General features: G+C 75.7%; 19 protein-coding genes and 1 riboswitch. Of the genes, 14 read left to right on the top strand and 5 right to left on the bottom strand.

Annotation, left to right across the window (positions count from 1 at the left end):
- Positions 1–3: 3 nt before the first annotated feature.
- Together dhaL and IE245_RS08800 are read left to right on the top strand one after the other, a co-directional pair.
- Positions 4–615: a dihydroxyacetone kinase subunit DhaL gene (dhaL, locus tag IE245_RS08805; protein ID WP_189946210.1), complete on the top strand. Its 612-nt coding sequence runs from the start codon at positions 4–6 to the stop codon at positions 613–615.
- On the top strand, positions 612–1019 hold the full coding sequence (locus IE245_RS08800; RefSeq protein WP_189946209.1) for a PTS-dependent dihydroxyacetone kinase phosphotransferase subunit DhaM: 408 nt from the start codon (positions 612–614) through the stop codon (positions 1017–1019). The genes dhaL and IE245_RS08800 overlap by 4 nt, the downstream gene beginning before the upstream one ends.
- A 42-nt stretch (positions 1020–1061) precedes the next feature.
- On the opposite strand, the gene IE245_RS08795 is transcribed toward IE245_RS08800, so the two are convergent.
- Complete coding sequence (locus IE245_RS08795; RefSeq protein WP_189946208.1) at positions 1062–2006, bottom strand: AraC family transcriptional regulator; 945 nt, start codon at positions 2004–2006, stop codon at positions 1062–1064.
- Between the two features lie 199 nt (positions 2007–2205).
- Here IE245_RS08795 and IE245_RS08790 point away from each other — a divergent pair, with 199 nt between their 5' ends.
- From IE245_RS08790 to IE245_RS08770, 5 genes are all read left to right on the top strand, one after another.
- Positions 2206–3021: an SDR family NAD(P)-dependent oxidoreductase gene (locus tag IE245_RS08790; protein WP_189946207.1), complete on the top strand. Its 816-nt coding sequence runs from the start codon at positions 2206–2208 to the stop codon at positions 3019–3021.
- Between the two features lie 72 nt (positions 3022–3093).
- Positions 3094–3287: riboswitch (cobalamin riboswitch) on the top strand.
- Between the two features lie 29 nt (positions 3288–3316).
- Complete coding sequence (locus tag IE245_RS08785; RefSeq protein ID WP_189946206.1) at positions 3317–4015, top strand: energy-coupling factor ABC transporter permease; 699 nt, start codon at positions 3317–3319, stop codon at positions 4013–4015.
- Positions 4015–4371: an energy-coupling factor ABC transporter substrate-binding protein gene (locus IE245_RS08780; protein WP_189946205.1), complete on the top strand. Its 357-nt coding sequence runs from the start codon at positions 4015–4017 to the stop codon at positions 4369–4371. The genes IE245_RS08785 and IE245_RS08780 overlap by 1 nt, the downstream gene beginning before the upstream one ends.
- 6 nt (positions 4372–4377) lie before the next feature.
- Entirely contained in the window at positions 4378–5127 is a 750-nt protein-coding gene (gene cbiQ, locus IE245_RS08775) for a cobalt ECF transporter T component CbiQ (protein ID WP_189946204.1), read from the top strand.
- Complete coding sequence (locus IE245_RS08770; protein WP_189946203.1) at positions 5124–5966, top strand: energy-coupling factor ABC transporter ATP-binding protein; 843 nt, start codon at positions 5124–5126, stop codon at positions 5964–5966. Before cbiQ ends, IE245_RS08770 begins: the two co-directional genes overlap by 4 nt.
- 22 nt (positions 5967–5988) lie before the next feature.
- On the opposite strand, the gene IE245_RS08765 is transcribed toward IE245_RS08770, so the two are convergent.
- Positions 5989–6510, bottom strand: coding sequence for a hypothetical protein (locus IE245_RS08765; RefSeq protein WP_189946202.1), 522 nt, complete (start codon positions 6508–6510; stop codon positions 5989–5991).
- Positions 6511–6650: 140 nt separating this feature from the next.
- Here IE245_RS08765 and IE245_RS08760 point away from each other — a divergent pair, with 140 nt between their 5' ends.
- The 3 genes from IE245_RS08760 to IE245_RS08750 all read left to right on the top strand — a co-directional run bounded on the left by IE245_RS08760 (position 6651) and on the right by IE245_RS08750 (position 10794).
- Positions 6651–8675 (top strand): NADPH-dependent 2,4-dienoyl-CoA reductase, encoded by a 2025-nt coding sequence (locus IE245_RS08760; RefSeq protein ID WP_189946201.1) that lies wholly within the window; start codon positions 6651–6653, stop codon positions 8673–8675.
- A gap of 48 nt (positions 8676–8723) precedes the next feature.
- Positions 8724–9266: a PadR family transcriptional regulator gene (locus IE245_RS08755; RefSeq protein WP_189946200.1), complete on the top strand. Its 543-nt coding sequence runs from the start codon at positions 8724–8726 to the stop codon at positions 9264–9266.
- 136 nt (positions 9267–9402) lie between these two features.
- Positions 9403–10794, top strand: coding sequence for an FAD-dependent oxidoreductase (locus IE245_RS08750; protein WP_189946199.1), 1392 nt, complete (start codon positions 9403–9405; stop codon positions 10792–10794).
- Between the two features lie 52 nt (positions 10795–10846).
- Here IE245_RS08750 and IE245_RS08745 read toward each other — a convergent pair whose 3' ends face one another.
- Positions 10847–12187 (bottom strand): DUF2252 domain-containing protein, encoded by a 1341-nt coding sequence (locus IE245_RS08745; protein ID WP_189946198.1) that lies wholly within the window; start codon positions 12185–12187, stop codon positions 10847–10849.
- 181 nt (positions 12188–12368) lie between these two features.
- Here IE245_RS08745 and IE245_RS08740 point away from each other — a divergent pair, with 181 nt between their 5' ends.
- On the top strand, positions 12369–13151 hold the full coding sequence (locus IE245_RS08740) for a GntR family transcriptional regulator (protein WP_189946197.1): 783 nt from the start codon (positions 12369–12371) through the stop codon (positions 13149–13151).
- A gap of 19 nt (positions 13152–13170) precedes the next feature.
- Here IE245_RS08740 and IE245_RS08735 read toward each other — a convergent pair whose 3' ends face one another.
- Together IE245_RS08735 and IE245_RS08730 are read right to left on the bottom strand one after the other, a co-directional pair.
- Complete coding sequence (locus IE245_RS08735) at positions 13171–14706, bottom strand: amino acid permease (protein ID WP_189946196.1); 1536 nt, start codon at positions 14704–14706, stop codon at positions 13171–13173.
- A gap of 91 nt (positions 14707–14797) precedes the next feature.
- Positions 14798–15832, bottom strand: coding sequence for a hypothetical protein (locus IE245_RS08730; RefSeq protein ID WP_189946195.1), 1035 nt, complete (start codon positions 15830–15832; stop codon positions 14798–14800).
- 411 nt (positions 15833–16243) lie between these two features.
- On the opposite strand from IE245_RS08730, the gene IE245_RS08725 reads away from it, so the two are divergent.
- The 3 genes from IE245_RS08725 (at position 16244) to IE245_RS08715 (ending at position 20192) form a co-directional block, all read left to right on the top strand.
- A complete protein-coding gene (locus IE245_RS08725) occupies positions 16244–17701 on the top strand; it encodes an FGGY family carbohydrate kinase (protein WP_189946194.1) in 1458 nt (485 codons plus the stop codon).
- A 128-nt stretch (positions 17702–17829) separates the two neighbouring features.
- A complete protein-coding gene (locus IE245_RS08720) occupies positions 17830–19245 on the top strand; it encodes an FAD-dependent oxidoreductase (protein ID WP_189946379.1) in 1416 nt (471 codons plus the stop codon).
- Positions 19242–20192, top strand: a complete 951-nt coding sequence (locus IE245_RS08715) for an FAD-dependent oxidoreductase (RefSeq protein ID WP_189946193.1) — start codon at positions 19242–19244, stop codon at positions 20190–20192. The genes IE245_RS08720 and IE245_RS08715 overlap by 4 nt, the downstream gene beginning before the upstream one ends.
- The last annotated feature ends 5 nt before the right edge of the window (positions 20193–20197 follow it).

Here is a 20197-nt window from a genome sequence, read left to right as displayed (position 1 = left end):
GCGATGAGCACGGAGACGTACGGCGCCGCTTTCGCGGTGCGGTGGATGGACGGCGTCGCGGCGGCCGTGGAGCGGGAGGCCGGACGGCTCACCGACCTGGACGCGGCGATCGGCGACGCGGACCACGGGGCCAATCTGAAGCGCGGGTTCGCCGCCGTGGCCGAGGCCCTGGCCAAGGAGCCGCCCGCGACGCCGGGCGCGGTCCTCGTCACCGCCGGCGGGCTGCTGATCGCGACCGTGGGCGGGGCCTCGGGGCCGTTGTACGGGACGTTGCTGCGGCGGGCCGGGAAGGCGCTCGGCGAGGCCGGCGAGGTCTCGCGGGCGGAGCTGGCCGACGCGCTGGCCGCCGGGGTCGCGGCGGTCGGGCGGCTCGGCGGGGCGGTCCCGGGCGACAAGACGATGCTGGACGCGCTGACACCGGCCGTGGAGGCGCTGCGCGAGTCGTTCGCCGCCGCGCGGTCCGCGGCGGAGGCGGGCGCGCTCGCGACCGTGCCGCTGCGCGCCCGCAAGGGCCGGGCCAGCTATCTCGGCGAACGGTCGGTCGGGCACCGGGATCCGGGGGCGACGTCCTCGGTGCTGCTGTTCGCGGCCCTGGAGGAGGCGGCGGCCGGATGAGCGGGGGCAGGGTCGGGATCGTGCTGGTCTCGCACAGCGCGGCCGTCGCCGACGCCGTCGCGGAGCTGGCCCGCGGGCTCGCGGGCGGCGGCGACCTGGCGCCGGTCGCCGCGGCCGGCGGCCTCCCCGACGGCGGTCTGGGGACGAGCTCCGGGCTGATCGCCGCGGCGGCGGAGGCCGTCGACGCGGGCGCCGGGGTGGCGCTCCTGGTGGACCTGGGCAGCGCGGTCCTCACGGTGAAGGCACTCCTCGCGGAGGGCGACGAACTCCCGGCGGGGGCCCGGCTCGTGGACGCCCCCTTCGTCGAGGGCGCGGTGGCCGCCCTGGTGACGGCGAGCGCCGGCGGCGACCTCGACGCGGTCGCCGCCGCCGCTTCGGAGGCGTACGGCTACCGCAAGGTCTGACCCGCGAGGGCCGGCCCGCGCCGCCTCGTCGCACATCCGCCGTCACGTGCCCACCGGAGCGGGTACGTGACGGCGGTAGCGGCCCGGGGGGAGGCCGTGCCGGCGGGAGAAGGCCCGGGAGAAGGCGAACTCGGAGGCGTAGCCGACCGATCGGGCGATGTCGCCGACCGGGGAGTCGGTGTCGCGGAGGAGGCGGGCGGCCAGGTCGACGCGCAGCTCGGCCAGGTAGGCGAGCGGGGTGCTGCCGACGAGGTCCTTGAACCGGCGGGCGAACGCGGCCCGGGACATGGTCACGGCGCGGGCCAGGCCCTCCACCGTCCACGCGCGCTGCGGCTCCTCGTGCATCAGGGAGAGCGAGGTCCCGATCCGGGGGTCGCGCAGGGCCGTCAGCCAGGAGGGCTCCCCCGGTTCTCCGTCGGCGCCGCGCTCCAGCCAGGCGCGGACCGCCTGCACGAACAGCACGTCGGTGAGCCTCGTCGCGAGGGCCTGCGCACCCGGGCGACGGCGGGTGGTCTCCGCCATCATCAGCCTTACGGTGGCCTGGAGTTCGGGGTCGGCGCTCATGCCGGGGAGGTGGACGACCCGGGGCAGGGCGGCCAGGACGGGGTGCCGTCCGGCCGTGCCCTCGTGGGCGAACTTGCCGCACACGACGCGCACCACCGGTCCGTCGCCGCCGAGGTCGACGACGCCCTCGCGGCCCGGCGGATGGGCCGCCTCCAGGTCCGGATAGGCCACGGCGACCGCCTCGGGGGTGCCCGTCAGCTCGTGCGGGTCGCCGTGCGGCAGCAGCACCAGGTCGCCGGGGACGAGCCGCAGCGGTGCCCGGCCGGGTACGCGTAGCCAGCAGACGCCCTCGGCGACCAGGTGGAAGCCCGCGGTGGGCATGGGCGCGATCCCGCAGCCCCAGTCGGGCCGGCCGGAGCGCAGCTGGTTGAGGAGCACCCCGGTGAACCGGGTCGCGGCCATGATGTCGGCGAGTACGTCCATGGCGGGGAGCGTAGGCGAGAACCCACTTTCCGTAGGAGTGGATGAGACGCATGGGCAAAAATCCGAGATCCTCCGTCATGGATCGTCTGTTCGCGGCTTCCTAGGGTGGAGCCCGAGGCGGGGCGCGAGAGCACCGCCCGGCATCCGGCCCCGCCGACCGCGAAGTCCCGGAGCCCCTACCGATTCGATGGAGACACCCATGAGCAAGGTCTGGTTCGTCACCGGTTCGTCGCGCGGCTTCGGCCGGCGGTTCGTCGAGGCCGCCCTGTCCCGCGGGGACCGGGTCGCCGCCACCGCCCGCGACGCGGGAAGCCTCTCCGACCTGTCGGAGCGGTACGGCGACGCGGTGCTCGCCCTGCCCCTGGACGTGACCGACAAGGAGGCGGTGTTCGCGGCCGTCGGGCGGGCCAGGGAGCACTTCGGCCGGCTCGACGTGGTCGTCAACAACGCCGGGTACGGCCTGTTCGGCGCCGTGGAGGAGCTGACCGAGCGCGCGCTGCGCGACCAGCTGGAGACCAACCTCTTCGGGGCCCTCTGGGTGACCCAGGCCGTGCTGCCGCACCTGCGCGAGCAGGGCGGCGGGCACATCGTGCAGATCTCCTCCACCGGCGGCGTCGCGGCCTGGCCGCTGGTCGGTGGCTACCACGCGTCGAAGTGGGCGCTGGAGGGGCTGACCGAGTCGCTGGCGCAGGAGGTCTCGGGCCTCGGCATCAAGGTCACGCTGGTCGAGCCGGGCGCGTACGCCACCGACTGGGGCGGCCCCTCGGCCGTCCGGTCGGAGCCGATCCCGGCGTACGACGGCGTCCGCGAGGCGCTCGGCGCCTTCACCGCGGCGCTGGACCTCGGCGACCCGGCCGCCGCCGGCCGGGCGCTGCTGGAGGTCGTCGACTCGGACGCCCCGCCGCTGCGCGTCTTCCTCGGCACCCAGGGCAACGAGATGCTGCCGCAGGTCTACGCCGACCGTCTCGAGACCTGGGCCGACTGGCAGGAGCTGTCGGTGCGGGCGCAGGGCTGAGCGTCGGGCGCCGGATCGGCGTTCCGGAGCGCGAGTGACCGACCCCGCATTGTGATGAAGCAGGTCAACACACTAATGTCACAGGGCCTTGGTGTTCGGGAAACCGGTGCAGTACCGGTGCGGCCCTCGCCACTGTGATCGGGAGGTCCGGCTCCATCCCCTCGGGGAAGCCACTGTTCCGCCGCGGGAGACCGTCGCGGGGTGGGAAGGCGGAGTCGGGCGGCACTACCGTCAGCCAGGAGACCGGCCAGGGCGCGTTGTCCATCCACGAGGTGCTGGAGAGGGTCTCCCGATCATGCATATCGCCGAGGGGTATCTGCCCCCCGTCCACGCGGCCGCCTGGGGCGTCGCATCGGCTCCGTTCGTCGTCCACGGCGTCCGCGCGCTCACCCGCGAGGTGCGCGCCAACCCCGAGTCCACCCTGCTGCTCGGTGCCTCGGGCGCCTTCACGTTTGTGCTCTCCGCCCTCAAACTGCCGTCGGTGACGGGCAGTTGCTCCCACCCGACGGGCACGGGGCTCGGCGCCATCCTGTTCCGGCCGCCGATCATGGCGGTGCTCGGCACGATCACCCTGCTGTTCCAGGCGCTGCTGCTCGCCCACGGCGGGCTGACCACGCTCGGCGCGAACGTCTTCTCGATGGCGATCGTCGGACCGTGGGCCGGGTACGGCACGTACCTGCTGGTCCGGCGGGCCGGGGCGCCGCTGATGGCGGCGGTGTTCTCCGGCGCGTTCGTCGCCGACCTCTCCACCTACTGCGTGACCAGCGTCCAGCTGGCCCTCGCCTTCCCCGACCCGGGCAGCGGCGTGGCGGGCTCGCTCGCCAAGTTCGGCGGGATCTTCGCGGTGACGCAGATCCCGCTCGCGGTGAGCGAGGGGCTGCTGACCGTCCTGGTGATGCGGCTGCTCACCCAGTCCAGCAAGGGCGACCTGCTGCGGCTCGGCGTGCTCGCCGCGCCGAAGGCGGCGGACCGGCGCGAGGAGGCGGCGGCGTGATGAGCAGGAACACGAAGATCAACGGTCTGCTGCTCCTCCTGGTGGCGGCGCTGGCCGTGCTGCCGCTGGCGCTGGGGCTCGGCGACCACAAGGAGGAACCGTTCGCCGGCGCCGACGCCGAGGCGGAGACGGCGATCACGGAGATCGAGCCGGACTACGAGCCGTGGTTCTCGCCGCTGTACGAGCCGCCGTCCGGTGAGATCGAGTCGGCGCTGTTCGCGCTCCAGGCGGCGCTCGGCGCCGGTGTCCTCGCCTACTACTTCGGGCTGCGGCGCGGGCGGCGGCAGGGCGAGGAGCGGGCGGCGGCCCGTACGGAGGGCGGCGCGCCCGCCGCGGACGCGGACAAGGACGCGTAGGCGCCGATGCTGCCGATCGACGCGGCGGCGCACAGCAGTCGCTGGCGCCGCCGCCATCCGGCGGAGAAGGCCGTCCTCGGGTTCGGCCTGACGCTGTGCGCGGTGTGCCTGCCGCCCTGGCCGGGGGCTCCGCTGGTCGCCGCGGCCACCCTCGCGGTGCTGCTCGGTCCGGCCGGCGTGCCGGGCCGGCAGCTGTGGCGGGCCTTCCGGATCCCGCTGGGCTTCTGCGTCACGGGCGCCGTTCCGCTGCTGTTCTCGGTGGGCGGGCCCGGTGGCCTCGTCGCCTGGGCGCCGGACGGTCCGGTGCACGCCGGGGAGCTGCTGCTGCGGACGGCGTCGGCCTCGCTGGGCGTGCTGCTCTTCGCCTTCACCACGCCGGTGTCGGACGTGCTGCCGCGGCTCGTACGGGCCGGGGTGCCGGCGCCGGTGGTGGACGTGGCCCTGGTGATGTACCGGATCGTGTTCCTGCTGCTCGACGCGCAGGGCAAGGTGCGGCAGGCGCAGGCGGCGCGGCTCGGGGCGACGACCCGGGCCGCGGTGTGGCGCTCGCTGGCGGGGCTCGGCGCGACCTCGTTCGTGCGGGCCTTCGACCGGGCGCAGCGGCTCCAGACCGGACTCGCCGGGCGCGGTTACGACGGCACCCTGCGGGTCCTGCTGCCCGAGGCGCCCGTCTCCCGCCCGTTCCTCGCGGCGACGGGCGGCCTCCTCGCGGGGCTCGTCGCCCTCGTCCTCGTACTGGAAGGACTTCTGCCATGACGACCCCCACCCCGGTCGTGGAGTTGGCCGGCGCGGGTTTCGCGTACGAGGACGGGCCCCCCGTCCTCACGGACGTCGGGTTCGCCGTGCACGAGGGGCGGTCGGTCGCGCTGCTCGGGCGCAACGGCGGCGGGAAGACGACGCTGCTGCGGCTGCTGAGCGGCGGGCTGCGGTGCGGGAGCGGGGCGCTGCTCCTGGACGGCACGGAGGTGGCGTACGACCGGAAGGGCCTGACCCGGCTGCGGACCTCCGTGCAGCTGGTGGTGCAGGACCCGGACGACCAGCTCTTCGCCGCCTCGGTGGCGCAGGACGTGTCCTTCGGGCCGATGAACCTGGGGCTGCCCGAGGACGAGGTGCGGCTCCGGGTGGCGGAGGCGCTGGAGGCGCTGGACATCACGGCGCTCGCGGACCGGCCGACGCACCTGCTGTCCTACGGGCAGCGGAAGCGGGCGGCGATCGCGGGGGCGGTGGCCATGCGCCCCCGGGTCCTGATCATGGACGAGCCGACGGCGGGCCTGGATCCGCACGGCCAGGAGCGGCTCCTGGAGACGCTGGGGCGGCTGCGGGCGGCGGGCACGACGGTGGTCATGGCCACGCACGACGTCGACCTGGCGCTGCGCTGGGCCGACGAGGCCGCCGTCCTCTCCCCCGCCGGTCTGCGCACCGGCCCGGCGGCCGAGCTCCTCGCGGACGAGGCCCTGCTGGACGCGGCGCGGCTGCGCCGCCCGTGGGCGGTGTCGGTCGGCCGGCTGCTGCGGGCCCGGGGGCTGCTGCCGGAGGGCGCCCCCGTCCCCCGGACGGCGGAGGAACTGGACCTGCTGCTGGACCGGGTGGGCTGAGCGGCGGGGCCGTCGGAGGCGTTCAGTCGTCGGCGGCCACGAGCAGGGTGAGGCGGCGGGCCGCGCGGTCGACGAGGACGAGTTCGTGGAACTCGCCGTGGACGCTCGCCCAGTCGTGGTACTCGTCCTCCCCGAGGCCGTTCAGGTGGTGGACGGAGTCCGCCGCCGCCAGGGGGTCGTACGCCTCGCGGCGCAGCGCCCCGGCGAGCGCGCCCGGGAGGGGCCCGTACCGCTCGGCCCAGGTCTCCAGGAGCCGGGCGGCCCCGTCCCGGCCGATGGACCCGTACGCCTCGGGGGTGACGAGGCGGAGCCAGTACGGGCCGTGGCGGGTGCCTTCGGGGTCCACTCCGCCGCCGGCGTAGTCGTCGCGGAACTGCTCGTGGGCGACGAGCGCGGCGAGGAGGTCCCGGTCGGGGACGGACGGGTCGGGGAGGCGGAAGCGTTTCGCGTCGAGCCAGCGGAAGGCGTGCGCGTGCCGTTCGGCGAAGGCGAAGTGCCGGAAGTTCACGAAGGCGCCGGACTCGTGCGGGAGCGTCTCTTTCACGCCTTTGAGCCTAGACACGCCACGCCCTGGCCCCTACCGAGTAGTAACCATCACACCCCGATCTTTCTGCAACTAGTTGCACAAGCGGCTTCGCGTCGCCTACAACAGGATCCGACGATCCCTGCGCGAGGAGGCGCCCCGTGACCGAGACGACCCCGTACCCGCATCTGCTCAGCCCGCTCGACCTCGGCTTCACCACCCTGCCCAACCGGGTGATCATGGGGTCGATGCACGTCGGCCTGGAGGAGACCGAGCACGGCTTCGAGCGGATGGCGGCCTTCTACGCCGAGCGGGCCCGCGGCGGCGCCGGCCTCATCGTCACCGGTGGCATCGCGCCCAACGAGGCCGGTCGGCCGTGGGACGGCGGCGCCAAGCTCACCACCGGCGAGGAGGCCGCCGAGCACAAGCTGATCACCGACGCCGTGCACGCCGAGGGCGGCCGGATCGCGATGCAGATCCTCCACTTCGGCCGGTACGCCTACCACCCCGCCCTGGTGGCGCCGAGCGCGATCCAGGCGCCCATCAGCCCCTTCGTGCCGAACGAGCTGACCGACGCCGAGGTCGAGCAGACCGTCGAGGACTACGCCCGCTGCGCCGAGCTCGCCCGGGAGGCCGGCTACGACGGCGTCGAGGTCATGGGCTCCGAGGGCTACCTCATCAACGAGTTCATCGCCGCCGCCACCAACCACCGCACCGACCGCTGGGGCGGCTCCTACGAGAACCGGGTCCGCTTCCCGCTGGAGATCGTCCGCCGGATCCGCGAGCGGGTCGGCGCCGACTTCATCATCGTCTACCGGCTCTCCATGCTGGACCTCGTCCCCGGCGGCTCCACCCTGGAGGAGGTCGTCCGGCTCGCCCGGGAGATCGAGGCGGCCGGCGCCACCATCATCAACACCGGCATCGGCTGGCACGAGGCCCGCATCCCCACCATCGCCACCTCCGTGCCGCGCGGCGCCTACACCTGGGTGACGAAGAAGCTGATGGGCTCGGTGTCCGTGCCACTCGTCACCTCCAACCGCATCAACACCCCCGAGGTCGCCGAGGAGATCCTCGCCGACGGCCGCGCCGACCTCGTCTCGCTCGCCCGCCCCTTCCTCGCCGACCCCGCCTTCGTGAACAAGGCCGCCGCCGGCCGGGCCGAGACCATCAACACCTGCATCGGGTGCAACCAGGCCTGCCTCGACCACACCTTCAACCTCAAGATCACCTCCTGCCTGGTCAACCCGCGCGCCTGCCACGAGACCGAGCTGGTGCTCTCCCCCACCCGCCTCGCCAAGCGGATCGCCGTCGTCGGCGCCGGCCCGGCCGGCCTCGCCTGCGCGGTCTCGGCCGCCGAGCGCGGCCACGCCGTCACCCTCTTCGACGCCGCCTCCGAGATCGGCGGGCAGCTGAACGTCGCCAAGCGGGTCCCCGGCAAGGAGGAGTTCGACGAGACGCTGCGCTACTTCCGCGTCCAGCTCGCCGAGCACGGCATCGACGTCCGCCTCGGCACGTACGTCTCCGCCGCCGACCTGGACGGCTACGACGAGGTCGTCGTCGCCACCGGCGTCACCCCCCGCGACCCCGGCATCGAGGGCCAGGACCACCCCAGCGTCCTCAGCTACCTCGACGTGCTCCGCGACGGCGCGCCGGTCGGCGAGCGGGTCGCCGTCATCGGCGCCGGCGGCATCGGCTTCGACGTCGCCGAGTTCCTCACCGACGGCGGCGAGGGCGCCGGCCAGGACCCCGAGACGTACTTCCGCCAGTGGGGCGTCGACACCTCCTACGAGAACCGCGGCGGCCTGCGCGCGCCCGAGCGGAACGCGCCGCCGCGCCAGGTCCACCTGCTCCAGCGCAAGACCACCAAGGTAGGCGCCGGGCTCGGCAAGACCACCGGCTGGATCCACCGCACCGAGCTCAAGCACCGCGGCGTCGCCATGGTCGCCGGCGTCACCTACGACCGGATCGACGACGAGGGCCTGCACCTCACCGTCGACGGCGAGCCGCAGGTCCTGCCGGTCGACACCATCGTCCTCTGCTCCGGCCAGGAGCCGCGGCGGGACCTGTACGAGGAGCTGGTCGCCGCCGGCCGGGCGCCGCACCTCATCGGCGGGGCGGACGTCGCCGCCGAACTGGACGCCAAGCGCGCGATCGACCAGGGCACGCGGCTCGCCGCCACCCTGTGACCCGCTGACCCGCCCGTGCGGCGCGCGGCCCGAACCTAGGATGCGAGCATGTCCCTCCCGCACGCGATTCTCACCGCGCTGCTCGAGAAGCCGTCCTCCGGTCTCGAACTGACGCGCCGCTTCGACAAGTCGATCGGCTACTTCTGGTCGGCGACGCACCAGCAGATCTACCGGGAGCTGGGGCGCCTGGAGGAGGCGGGGCAGATCCGCGCCCTGCCCTCCCCCGTACCGGTGCGCGGGCAGCGCAAGGAGTACGAAGTGCTGCCCGCGGGACGGGAGTTCCTGCGGGAGTGGGTGGGCGCGGCGGAGGACCCGAAGCCGCTGCGGTCCGCGCTGCTGCTGCGGATGCGGGCCGCCGCGGTGGTCGGCTCGGCCGGGCTGCGGGCCGAACTGGAGCGGCACCTCGCCCTCCACCGGGCCCAGCTCGACGAGTACAGGGCCATCGAGGAACGCGACTTCCCGGCCGAGCGGCGCACCGGCGAACCCGACCGGCTGCGCCATCTCGTGCTGCGCGGCGGCATCGACCTGGAACGGTTCTGGGTGGAATGGCTGACGGCCGCGCTGACGGAGCTCGGGCCTCCGGAGGAATGAGACGCACCCGCGAAGCGCGCGCCCGTTCCGCGCCCTTCCGCCCCCGGCGCGCGCCGGTGCGCTGCCCCTCCGCCGTGGATACTGGTCGGTATCGGTATCGGTACCGGTTCATGGTCCACAGAAGGAAAGGGCGGGTATGGCCGACGACTTGGGGCGCCGCGGCACACGTCACGCGGTGGTCATCGGGGGAAGTCTCGCCGGACTGCTGGCGGCGCGGGTGCTCGCGGAGCACGCGGAGCGGGTGACGGTCGTCGAGCGCGACCGGCTGCCCGAGGGACCGGACGCCCGGCCGGGGGTGCCGCAGGGCCGGCACCTGCACGTGCTCATCGAAGGCGGCCAGCGGGCGCTCGACGAACTGCTGCCCGGCTTCATGGACGAACTGCGGGAGCTGGGCGCGCCGAAGGTGGCGATGCCGACGGACATGGTCCAGTGGCAGGCGGGCCAGTGGTTCACCCGCTCCCCCGCCTCCGCGCACTTCTACAGCGGCCCGCGGCCCCAGCTGGAGTGGCTGGTGCGGCAGCGGGTGCTCGCCGACCCGCGCATCGAACTCGTCGAGGGCACCGAGACGGTGGGCCTGACCGGCACCGCCGCGCGGGTGACCGGGGTACGGCTCCGGGAGCGGGGGGCGGGCGCCGGGCAGGAGCCCCGCACCCTCGCCGCCGACCTGGTGGTGGACGCCTCCGGGCGGTCGACGAAGGCGGCGGACTGGCTGGCCGGGATCGGCGCGGAGGCCCCGCACGAGGAGACCCTCGACACCGGACTCGCGTACGCCTCCCGGATCTACAAGGCGACGGACGCTGTCCCCGCCACCGACGCGCAGGGCTACTACGTCGTGCCGGGCCCCCGGCAGACGTACGGCGGGGTCATCGTGCCGCTCGGCGACGGCCACCACATGGTCACCTTCTCGGGGCTGCGCGGGGAGGCGCCGCCCACCGAGGAGGAGGCCTTCGAGGCGTACGCGAAGCGGCTGCCGCACCCGGTGCTCAGCGACTGGGTCGCCGCGGCGGAGCCGGTGACGCCGGCCCACGGCTTCCGGCGGACCGCCAACGTCCGCCGCAGGTACGACCGTCCGGGCCGCCGCCCGGCCGGTTTCCTCGCCACCGGCGACGCGCTGTGCGCGTTCAACCCGATCTACGGGCAGGGCATGACGACGGCGGCGCTCGCCGCGGTCGCGCTGCGCCGGGCACTGGCCGACACCCGGCGGGTCCCGACCACGCGGCGGGTGCAGCGGGCCCTCCTCGAGTCGTCCCGGCAGGCCTGGGAGATCTCGGCGGGCGCGGACAGGAAGATGCCGGGCGCCACCGGCGACGCGGCCCGCCTCCAGCCGGCCGACCGGTTCGCCGACTGGTACCTGGGCCGGATCCAGGAGCTGGCGGCGGGCGACCCGGCGGTCGGGGCGCCCTTCCGGGCGGTCCTGAGCCTGACGGCCCCGCTGAGCAGCCTCTTCGCCCCGTCGCTGGTCCGCGCGGTGCTCTTCTCGCCGGTGCCGGAGACCCCGGCGGAGCCGCCGCTGCGCCTGGACTCCTGACCGTCCGGCCGTCCGAAGGAGGGGGCCGGACCGCCTCGTCCGCTCCCCTCCGTCAGACGCCCGGGGCCGCCGTGATCATGCCGGCGGCGATGCCGGCGCCGAGGGTGGCGTAGTCGTCGGCGTTCTGCCCGGCGTAGGCGAGGGCGAAGTCGGCGACGGCGCGGTCGAAGACGTCGGAGGAGCCGAGGTAGGCGGCGATGGCGACGCGGTCGCCGGAGCGCGCGTGGGCGCGGGCCAGGGCGCGGCCGCAGAGGCGGGCGTACGCGCGCAGCAGGGCGGGGGTCATCGTCTCGACCTCGGCGGAGCCCTTCATGTCGCGCAACTGGCGCCAGTAGAAGTGGCGTTCCTCGGGCCCGGTCATCCAGCCGAGGAAGATGTCGCTGGCGGCCTGGGTGAGCCGCTGGCCGCAGACGACGCGCCGGCCCTGGTGGGGGTGGACGGTGGGCGGGAGGTACGCCTCCAGAACCGAGCGGCCGGCCTCCTTGATCTGGAGGATCAGCGGGTCGCCCTCGTCGCGGCCTTCGAGGAGGACGACGAAGCAGCGGGTGCCGACGCTGCCGACGCCGACGACCTTGCGGGCGGCGTCGCGGAAGCGGTAGCGGTCGAGGAGGACGCGGCGCTCCTCGGAGAGCGAGTTGCGGTAGTCGCCGAAGACCTTGCCGATCGTGATCCGGTCGAGGTCGGCGACGCGCTCCAGGAGCGGCGGGTCCTCGGCGATGCGGCGGACGCCGTCGCCGTCCGGGGCGGTGAGCTTGTCGAGGGCCTGGAGGCTGGTGCGGCGGCGGGCCTTGGCGAGGTTGCGGGTGAGCCGCTCGCGTTCGCGGGGGCGGACGAGGGCGGTGAGGTCGTCGGCGGCGATCCGCTCGTACCAGACGGCGAGTTCCCCGAGGCCTGCGAGGCGGTGCATGGTGAGGCGGTACGCCTCGGCGGCGGCGAGCGCGGCGCGGTGGGCCTTGGGGCGCGGGCCGCCGTTCTGGAGGGCGGCGACGGCGACGCTGGCGGCGAGGCGCTTGACGTCCCACTCGAAGGGGCCGGGGAGCGTCTCGTCGAAGTCGTTGACGTCGAAGAGGAGCGTCCGTTCGGGGGAGGCGTAGACGCCGAAGTTCAGCAGATGGGCGTCGCCGCAGAGCTGGACGGTGAGTCCGGTGTTGCGGGTGGCTCCGAGGTCGGCGGCCATGACGGCGGCGGCGCCGCGCAGGAACGCGAAGGGGGAGGCGGCCATCCGCCCGTACCGGACGGGGGCGAGGTCGGGCAGGCGGTCGGCGGCCTGCTTCTCCAGGACGGTGAGCGGGTCGGGGCGCTGCGAGCTCGGTATCCAGCGGCCGTGGGAGGACCGCGGAACCCGCTTGCGGGCCGCGCGGCCCCGGTCGGCGCGCTCGGAGGGCGTCGTCATCCGGCCTCACCCCTCTTCCACACCGGCCGCGGCCGGCCCTGTCGCCTGGTCCCCATTACAAGGCGGCGCGCTGGTTTCGGCCACTCTGCACGGTCGCCCTAGCGAAATGGTTTAGACCAATGATAGGAATTGATCACCCATACGGCCCACGCGGTGACGCTGAGCGAAGAAGGGGTCCATCATGGCCGTACCCGATTCCGCGCCCGACTCCGAGCCCGCGGAGGGGGTGGTCCCGCGCTATCTGCGGGTGGCCGCCGCCCTGCGGGACGACCTCGTCCGCCACGCCCTCGCCCCCGGGAGCAGGCTCCCCTCGGAACGCTCGCTGGCGCAGCGGTACCACGTCAACCGGCAGACCGTCCGCAGCGCGCTCCAACTGCTGCGCGAGGAAGGGCTCGTGGTCACCGACCGCCGCGGCACCTTCGCCGCGCACGACCCGTCGCACGGCGGGGCGCCGCGGCCCGGGCCGCCGCCGGCGCCGTCCGCGGCCCGGCCGGCCTTCCCCGGCGGGCCGCGCGCGGCGGACGCCCTGGTGCGGGCCTCCCTGGGCTGGGAGCCGCCCCCGGCGGCGCTGGCCCCGCGGCTGCACCTGGCACCGGGCGAGCCGACGCTCGTCCACCGCCATCGGGTGCTGGCCCCGCAGGGCCCCGAGCTCCAGCGGGCGGTCTCGTGGTTCTCGCGGGCGGCGCTGGAGGAGATCCCGCAGCTGGCCCGCTACCGGCGGGCCCGGTACGGCGTGCGCCAGCCGGACCTGCGGCTCCTCTACCACTGGATGCACCAGGCGGGCCTGCGGGCCACCCACCGGGAGTCGGTCCGGGTCCCGCCCGGCCCCGCGGAGGCGGCGGGCGGGGCGGCCCGGCTGAGCGTCCACCGGGTGGTGAGCGACCAGCACGGGCACGTCCTGGAGGTCACGGACATCGACTTCTCGGCCCGCGAGGCGGCCTGGACGTACGAGTACAGCCTCTGAGACGCCTCCTGACGGAGCCTCAGACGATGTTCTCGGCGAGCTCCGCCTCCTCGCGGGCCGTGCCGCCGTACGGGGTCGGCGTGCCGTAGGACCGGCGGGCGGCGTACCACCAGACGGTCGCCAGGAGGAGGACGACGGCGAGGGCGATGACCGCGTAGTTCATGGTGTCCACGGTCACCGGGCTCTTCTGGGGCAGGCAGAAGAGGACGGTCACGACCGCGACCCAGCCGACGGCGATCCACCCGATCGGCCGGCTCCAGCGGCCGAGGCTCCACGGGCCGGGCGTGAAGTCGCGCCCGGCCCGCAGCCGCAGCAGGATCGGGATGGCGTAGGCGGGCGTGATGCCGATGACGTTGATCGCGGTGACCGCGCCGTACGCGGTCGGCGAGTACAGCGACGGCAGGGCGAGCACCGCGGCGGCGCCGACCGACAGCCAGACCGCCGGGACCGGCGTCTGGGTGCGGGGACTGACCTTCCGCCAGGTGGCCGACGCCGGCAGGGCGTTGTCGCGGCTGAAGGCGAAGACCATGCGGCTGGCGGCGGCCACCTCGGCGTTGCCGCAGAAGAGCTGGGCGACGATGACGACGAGGAGCAGGGCGGTGGCGCCGCCGGTGCCGAGGGCGTCGAGGAAGATCTGGGCGGGCGGCACGCCGGTCGCGCTGCCGACGGTGCCCGCGTAGTCCTGGATGGCGAAGGTGAGCCCGGCGAGCAGGGCGAAGCCGGCGATCCAGGAGACCCAGATGGCGCGGACGATGCCCTTGGCCGCCGTCACGGAGGCGTTGGCGGTCTCCTCGGAGAGGTGGGCGGAGGCGTCGTACCCCGAGAAGGTGTACTGGGCGAGGAGGAGTCCGATCGCGGCGACGTAGAACGGATTGGCCCAGCCGGTGTCGTTGACGAACTCGGTGAAGACGAAGCCGGCCGACTGGTGCCGGTCGGGGACGATCGCGAGGGCGCCGACGATCGCGGCGACGCCCGCGAGGTGCCACCAGACGCTGATCGAGTTGAGCACGCTGACGAGGCGCACGCCGAAGAGGTTGAGGGCGGCGTGGAGCAGCAGGATCGCCAGGAAGATCAGGAAGGTGGAGCCGGGCGTCGGCTCGAAGCCCCACTGGAGGTTCAGGAAGGCGCCGGTGAAGAGGGCGGCGCCGTAGTCGATGCCCGCGATGGCGCCGAGCAGGCCGAGCAGGTTCAGCCAGCCGGTGTACCAGCCCCAGCGGCGGCCGCCGAGCCGGTCGGCCATGTAGTACAGCGCCCCCGACGTCGGGTAGGCGCTGGTGACCTCGGCGAGGGCGAGGCCGACGCAGAGGACGAAGAGGCCGACGCCCGCCCAGCCCCAGAGCATCACGGCGGGACCGCCGGTGCCGAGCCCGAAGCCGTAGAGGGTCATGCAGCCGGAGAGGACGGAGATGACCGAGAAGCTGATGGCGAAGTTGCCGAAGCCGCCCATGCGGCGGGCGAGCACCGGCTGGTAGCCGAGCTCGCGCAGCCGGGCCTCCTCGTCGGGTAACGCCGGGGACGGGTGGCGCGGTGCCTCGGGTGGGGTGGCGGGGGACATCGGGGAACCTTTCCGGAAGGGGGGCGGGTCTGCTCCGAAGGGGGTGGGTCGCTCCGAAGGGGGTGGGTCGCTCCGAAGGGGGTGGATCTGCTCAGTCGGCGAGGCAGCGGGCACGAGCCCGCAGGAAGACCTCCTCGGCGAGGGCGCGGTCGCCCGGGCGCGGGGTGCGGTAGGCCCAGGGGACGGTGGTGTAGTACGGGCCGAGGGCCTCGAAGACCCGTGCCGCGTCGGCGAAGCGCAGGGCGCCGAAGAGGGCGTGCGCGAGGTGGTTGAGGTCCAGCTGCGAGGCCTCCGGCACCGCGCAGAAGAGGAACCAGGCGTCCATCGCCCGCCGGGCCTCGCGGACCGCGTCCTCGGCCACCCAGTGCAGGTCCAGGGCGTGTTCGTGTCCCCGGTCGCGCCGGTAGCGCTCCACCCGCACGTAGAGCGGCAGGGCGTGCAGGGCGGAGCCGCGCGGCGCGGCGGCGGCCACCCACTGCGCGTAGTTGACGGCCTCGGAGAGCGGGCCCCCGCCGCGCGCGTACACGAACTGCAGCATGCGGTGGTAGGCCTCGCGGTTGTACGGGTCGCGCCGCTCGGCCTCGGCGAGCAGCCCCCACGGGCCGGGCGGCAGCATCGGAGCGGGCGGCGCGGCGCGGAGCTCGGGGGCGTCCTTGCGGGGGTCGAGCGCGGCGAGGGCGAGGAGACAGACCCAGGGCACCGGGTCGGCGGAGGCGCGGTCGGCGGCCTCCCGGCAGGCGGTCCACGCCTCCTGTCGGAGGGTGCGGGCCCGGGGGTGGCCGGCGCGGTGGGCGCGGACGGCGCGCTCGACGGCGACGCGGGCGTGCATGACGCAGGCGGCGGCGCTGCCGGGCCGTTCGGCGCGCCAGGTGTGGACGACGTCGGTGCCGGCGGCGACGGTGGCGAGGACCTGGGTGCGCCGTGTCCAGGCGTCCCAGTGTCCGGCGGCGGTGCGGTCGTCCGTGCCGCCGACGGCATGGGCGTCCGGGCCGTCGGCGCCGTCCGGGCCTTCGAGGAGCCGGGCCATCTCTCCCCAGCGGCCGGTGCGCAGGTCCTGGAGCGCGTGGCGCAGGGCGTGGTCGTGGCCCGCCGGGTGGAAGACGGGCCGGAAGCCGTGCCCGGGCATCAGCCGGCGGGACGGGGTGCGGGCGGGACGACGGGCCGTCCGGCGGGCCGCACGGGGGTCCGGGCGGCGGGCCGCGCGGACCCCCGTGCGGCGGGTCTGGAACGGGGGCGGGCGGCGGGTCGGGCAGACGGGCGGGCGGTGAGCGTGGTCATCGGTCCTCGGTCGGGCGCGGTCGGTCGGCGAGCGGCGCCCGCGCGTCCGTCGGCGAGCGGCGATCACTATAGGCGCGACCGAAGGTGATCGTCCGGATCATTCTTGTGACCGTAACTATCAGGCCAACGCCATTTTTTGAAGTGTCGTCACGCAATCGCCCGTGACCTGACAGGCTCGGCCGGAGAGGGTTGACGGCGGACCCTCCACCCACCAGCCTGACCCCTTCCCTCCGGTGAACCCCACGACGGGAGCAGGCACATGACGGGCGGCCCGGTACTCGCCGTCGACCAAGGCACCTCCGGAACCAAGGCACTCGTCCTGTGCCCGGAACGAGGGGTACTCGGCACCGGCACGGCACCGGTGAGACCCCGCCATCTGCCGGGCGGGCGGGTCGAGGTCGACCCCGCCGAGCTGTACGGCTCCGTGGTCGCGGCGGGCCGCGCCGCGCTCGCCGACGCGGGCGTCCCGGTGGTCGCCGTCGGCCTCGCCAACCAGGGCGAGACGGTCCTCGCCTGGGACCCGGCGACCGGCGGACCGCTCACCGACGCCCTGGTGTGGCAGGACCGCAGAGCGTCCGGAATCTGCACAGAACTCACGGAACACCACGAGGAGTTGAAGGAGCTGACGGGCCTGCCCGTCGACCCCTACTTCGCCGCGCCGAAGATGGCCTGGATCCGTCGCCACGCCAGCGGCGCCGGAGTGGTGACGACGAGCGACGCCTGGCTGGCGCACCGGCTGACGGGCGCCTTCGTCACCGACGCGGCGACGGCCGGCCGCACCGGCCTGCTGGACCCGGCAGCCGTCGCCTGGTCCGGGCCCGCCCTCGACCTGTACGGCCTCGGCGGCGAGAAGCTGCCCCGGATAGTCGACTGCGACGAACCCGTCGGGACCACCACCGCCTTCGGGCCGCCGCTGCCGCTCACCGGACTCGTCGTGGACCAGCAGGCCGCGCTCCTCGCGCAGAGCGCGACCGCGCCCGCCGCCGCCAAGTGCACCTACGGCACCGGGGCGTTCCTCCTCGCCCGCACCGGACCGCTCCCCCGCCGCACCACGACCGGTCTCGTCGGCTGCGTGGCCTGGCGGCTGCGGGGGCGGACCGAACACTGCCTCGACGGGCAGGTGTACACCGTCGCCTCCGCCGTCCGCTGGCTCACCGACCTCGGGGTCGTCTCCGGCGCACGGGACCTGGACGCCGTGGGCGGCTCGGTGCCCGACAGCGGCGGCGTCACCTTCGTGCCCGCGCTCGCCGGGCTCGCCGCCCCCTGGTGGCGCGCCGACGCCCGCGGCACCGTGACCGGCCTGGGCCTCGACACCGGCCGCGGGCACCTGGTGCGGGCCCTCGTCGAAGGCATCGCCGCGCAGGTGGTCGACCTCGCCGAGGCGGCGGCCACGGACCGGGGCGCTCCCCTGGACGCCCTGCGCGCCGACGGCGGCCTCACCCGCTCCGCGCTGCTCATGCAGACCCAGGCCGACCTGCTCCAGCTGCCGGTGGAGGTCTCCGCGCTCCCCGACGCGACCGCCCTCGGCGCCGGCGCGACGGCCCGGCTCGGCCACGACCCGGACCTCACCGTCCCGGAGGCCGTACCGGCGTGGAAACCGTCCGCCGTGTACGAGCCGGCGATCTCGGCGGACGAGGCGGCGGACCGGCTCGGCCGCTTCCGGGCGGAGGTCGCGGCGCTCCTCGCCCGGCCGGCGGCCCCCGGGGCGACCGCGTGATCCGCCCCGGGCACCGCCGGCCGGGCGGCACGGTCGCCTCCCGCCCCGCGGGGGCACCCGGACGGGGAGCGTCACCGGGCCCGGCCGACCGGACGGAGGACGGCGGGCACGTCAGCCGGCGCGGCCCGCTGCCCGGCCGGGCGGGGGACGCGTACGACGTCGTCGTGGTGGGGGCCGGGGTCGTCGGGTGCGCGATCGCGCGCGCCCTGGCCCGGTACCGGCTGCGGGTCGCGCTGGTCGACGCGGCGGACGACGTCGGCGAGGGCACGTCCAAGGCCAACACCGCGATCCTCCACACCGGCTTCGACGCCGCCCCCGGCACCCTGGAGGCCGGGCTCGTCCGGGCGGGCCACCGGTTGCTCACCGCGTACGCCGCCGAGACGGGGATCCCCCTCGAACCGGTCGGCGCGCTCCTCGTCGCCTGGGACGAGGAGCAGCGGGCCGCCCTCCCCGGCCTCGCCGCGAAGGCCGCCCGCAACGGCCACCACGCCACCCGCGTCGTCGGCGCGGACGAACTGCGCCGCCGCGAACCGCACCTCGGCCCCGGCGCGCTCGGCGCGCTGGCCGTGCCCGGCGAGTCGATCGTCTGCCCCTGGAGCACCACCCTCGCCTACGCGACCCAGGCCGTCCTGTCCGGCGTCGACCTGCTGCTCGGCTGCCGGGTGACGGACGTCGTCCCCGGGCCCCGGAGCGGCGCCGGCGCGCCGCACCGGCTCGCCACCACGCGGGGCCCGCTCACCGCGCGGTTCCTGGTCAACGCCTGCGGTCTGCACGCCGACGGCTTCGACGCCCTGCTCGGCGTGCGGGACTTCACGGTCACGCCCCGCCGGGGCCAGCTGCTCGTCCTCGACGCGTACGCCCGCCCGCTCGTGCGGCACGTCCTGCTGCCCGTCCCCGGCCCGCTCGGCAAGGGCGTCCTCGTCACGCCCACCGTGTACGGGAACGTGCTGGTCGGCCCGACCGCCGAGGACCTCGACGACCGGACCGCCACCGGCACGACCGCCGACGGCCTCGCCGGACTCCGGGAGCAGGGCGCGCGGATCGTGCCCGCGCTGGCGGAGGAGGAGGTGACGGCCGCGTACGCCGGCCTGCGGGCCGCCACCGGACGCGAGGACTACCGGTGCGCCGCCCACGCCGGGCTGCGGTACGTCACGATCGGCGGGATCCGCTCCACCGGCCTGTCCTCCTCCCTGGCCCTCGCCGAGCACGCCCTCGGCCTCCTCGCCGAGTGCGGACTGCGGACCGGACCCGAACGGCCGCTCGCGGCGGTCCGGATGCCGAACCTCGGCGAGGCGTCCCCCCGCCCCTGCCGGGACGCGGCGGCCGTCGCCCGGGACCCCGAACTCGGCGCGGTCGTCTGCCACTGCGAGCACGTCACCCGCGGCGAGGTGCGCGCCGCGCTCGCCTCGCCCGTCCCGCCCGCCGGCCTCGCCGGCCTGCGCCGCCGCACCCGCGCCGGTACCGGCCGCTGCCAGGGCGGCCACTGCCGGCCGGCGCTGCGCGCCCTGTTCGAGGAGTACGGGAAGGGGGCGGGGGTCCGGTGAACGCACCGTCACGGGAGGCGCGGGCCGTCGACGTGCTGGTCGTCGGCGCGGGTCCGGCGGGGCTCGCCGCGGCGGCGCGGCTCGCGGCGCGCGGGGCCGGCCGCGTCGAGGTCCTGGAGCGGGATCCCGAGGCCGGCGGCGTACCCCGCTCCTGCGGTCATCCGGGTTTCGGCGCGGACGCGCGCGGACGCGCCCTCGACGGGCCCGGGTACGCGCGCCGCGCGGTGCGGGCGGCGGTGCGGGCCGGGGCCGTCCTGCGCACCGGCGTGTCGGTCGTCGGCTGGGCGGGGCCGCTCGCCCTGGAGACGGCGGCGCCGACCGGGCCGGAGACCCTCGTGGCGCGGGCGGTGGTCCTGGCGACCGGCGCCCGCGAGCGGTCCCGCCCGGCCCGGCTGCTCCCCGGCACCCGCCCCGAGGGGGTCCTGACGGCCGGGGAGCTCCACCGGACCGTCGCCCTCTTCGGCCCGCGCCCGGAGCGGATCGGCCGGCGCGCCGTGGTCGTCGGCGGCGGCTCGACGGCCGCGCACGCCGTCCGCCTGCTGCGCCGCGCCGGGGTCGCGGTCGCGGCCGTGGTCCGGGAGGAGCGGTACGCGGCGGGCCTCGGGGTCCCGGTGCTGGCGGGGGCGGCGGTGACGGAGCTGACCGGCCGGGGACGGCTCGCCGGAGTGACCGTCCGGGACCGGCACGGGGGCAGCCGCGCGATCCGCTGCGACACCCTCGTCCTCACCGGCGACTGGGTCCCGGAGCACGACCTGGCCCGTGCGGGCGGCCTCCCGCTCACGCCCGCCACCCGCGCGCCCCTGGTGGACGCGTCCCTGCGCACCGGCGTCCCGGGCGTCTTCGCGGCGGGCGGCCTCCTGCACGGCGGCACGCCCGCCGTCCGGGCCTCGGCGGAGGGCCGGACGGCCGCCGAGGCCGTGTGGACGCACCTGAACGGCGGGGCGTAGCGGGC

The organism is Streptomyces roseolus (assembly GCF_014649855.1).
Taxonomy (GTDB): domain Bacteria; phylum Actinomycetota; class Actinomycetes; order Streptomycetales; family Streptomycetaceae; genus Streptomyces; species Streptomyces roseolus.
Note: the sequence above shows the minus strand (reverse complement) of the source record. Positions and strands in the feature narration are given on the sequence as shown.

Excerpts from the sequence above, each read along its gene's own strand:
- dhaL (WP_189946210.1), top strand. The coding sequence starts at position 4 with ATGAGCACGGAGACGTACGGCGCCGCTTTCGCGGTGCGGTGGATGGAC.
- IE245_RS08800 (WP_189946209.1), top strand. The coding sequence starts at position 612 with ATGAGCGGGGGCAGGGTCGGGATCGTGCTGGTCTCGCACAGCGCGGCC.
- IE245_RS08795 (WP_189946208.1), bottom strand. The coding sequence starts at position 2,006 with ATGGACGTACTCGCCGACATCATGGCCGCGACCCGGTTCACCGGGGTG.
- IE245_RS08790 (WP_189946207.1), top strand. The coding sequence starts at position 2,206 with ATGAGCAAGGTCTGGTTCGTCACCGGTTCGTCGCGCGGCTTCGGCCGG.
- IE245_RS08785 (WP_189946206.1), top strand. The coding sequence starts at position 3,317 with ATGCATATCGCCGAGGGGTATCTGCCCCCCGTCCACGCGGCCGCCTGG.
- IE245_RS08780 (WP_189946205.1), top strand. The coding sequence starts at position 4,015 with ATGAGCAGGAACACGAAGATCAACGGTCTGCTGCTCCTCCTGGTGGCG.
- cbiQ (WP_189946204.1), top strand. The coding sequence starts at position 4,378 with ATGCTGCCGATCGACGCGGCGGCGCACAGCAGTCGCTGGCGCCGCCGC.
- IE245_RS08770 (WP_189946203.1), top strand. The coding sequence starts at position 5,124 with ATGACGACCCCCACCCCGGTCGTGGAGTTGGCCGGCGCGGGTTTCGCG.
- IE245_RS08755 (WP_189946200.1), top strand. The coding sequence starts at position 8,724 with ATGTCCCTCCCGCACGCGATTCTCACCGCGCTGCTCGAGAAGCCGTCC.
- IE245_RS08750 (WP_189946199.1), top strand. The coding sequence starts at position 9,403 with ATGGCCGACGACTTGGGGCGCCGCGGCACACGTCACGCGGTGGTCATC.
- IE245_RS08745 (WP_189946198.1), bottom strand. The coding sequence starts at position 12,187 with ATGACGACGCCCTCCGAGCGCGCCGACCGGGGCCGCGCGGCCCGCAAG.
- IE245_RS08740 (WP_189946197.1), top strand. The coding sequence starts at position 12,369 with ATGGCCGTACCCGATTCCGCGCCCGACTCCGAGCCCGCGGAGGGGGTG.
- IE245_RS08735 (WP_189946196.1), bottom strand. The coding sequence starts at position 14,706 with ATGTCCCCCGCCACCCCACCCGAGGCACCGCGCCACCCGTCCCCGGCG.
- IE245_RS08730 (WP_189946195.1), bottom strand. The coding sequence starts at position 15,832 with ATGCCCGGGCACGGCTTCCGGCCCGTCTTCCACCCGGCGGGCCACGAC.
- IE245_RS08725 (WP_189946194.1), top strand. The coding sequence starts at position 16,244 with ATGACGGGCGGCCCGGTACTCGCCGTCGACCAAGGCACCTCCGGAACC.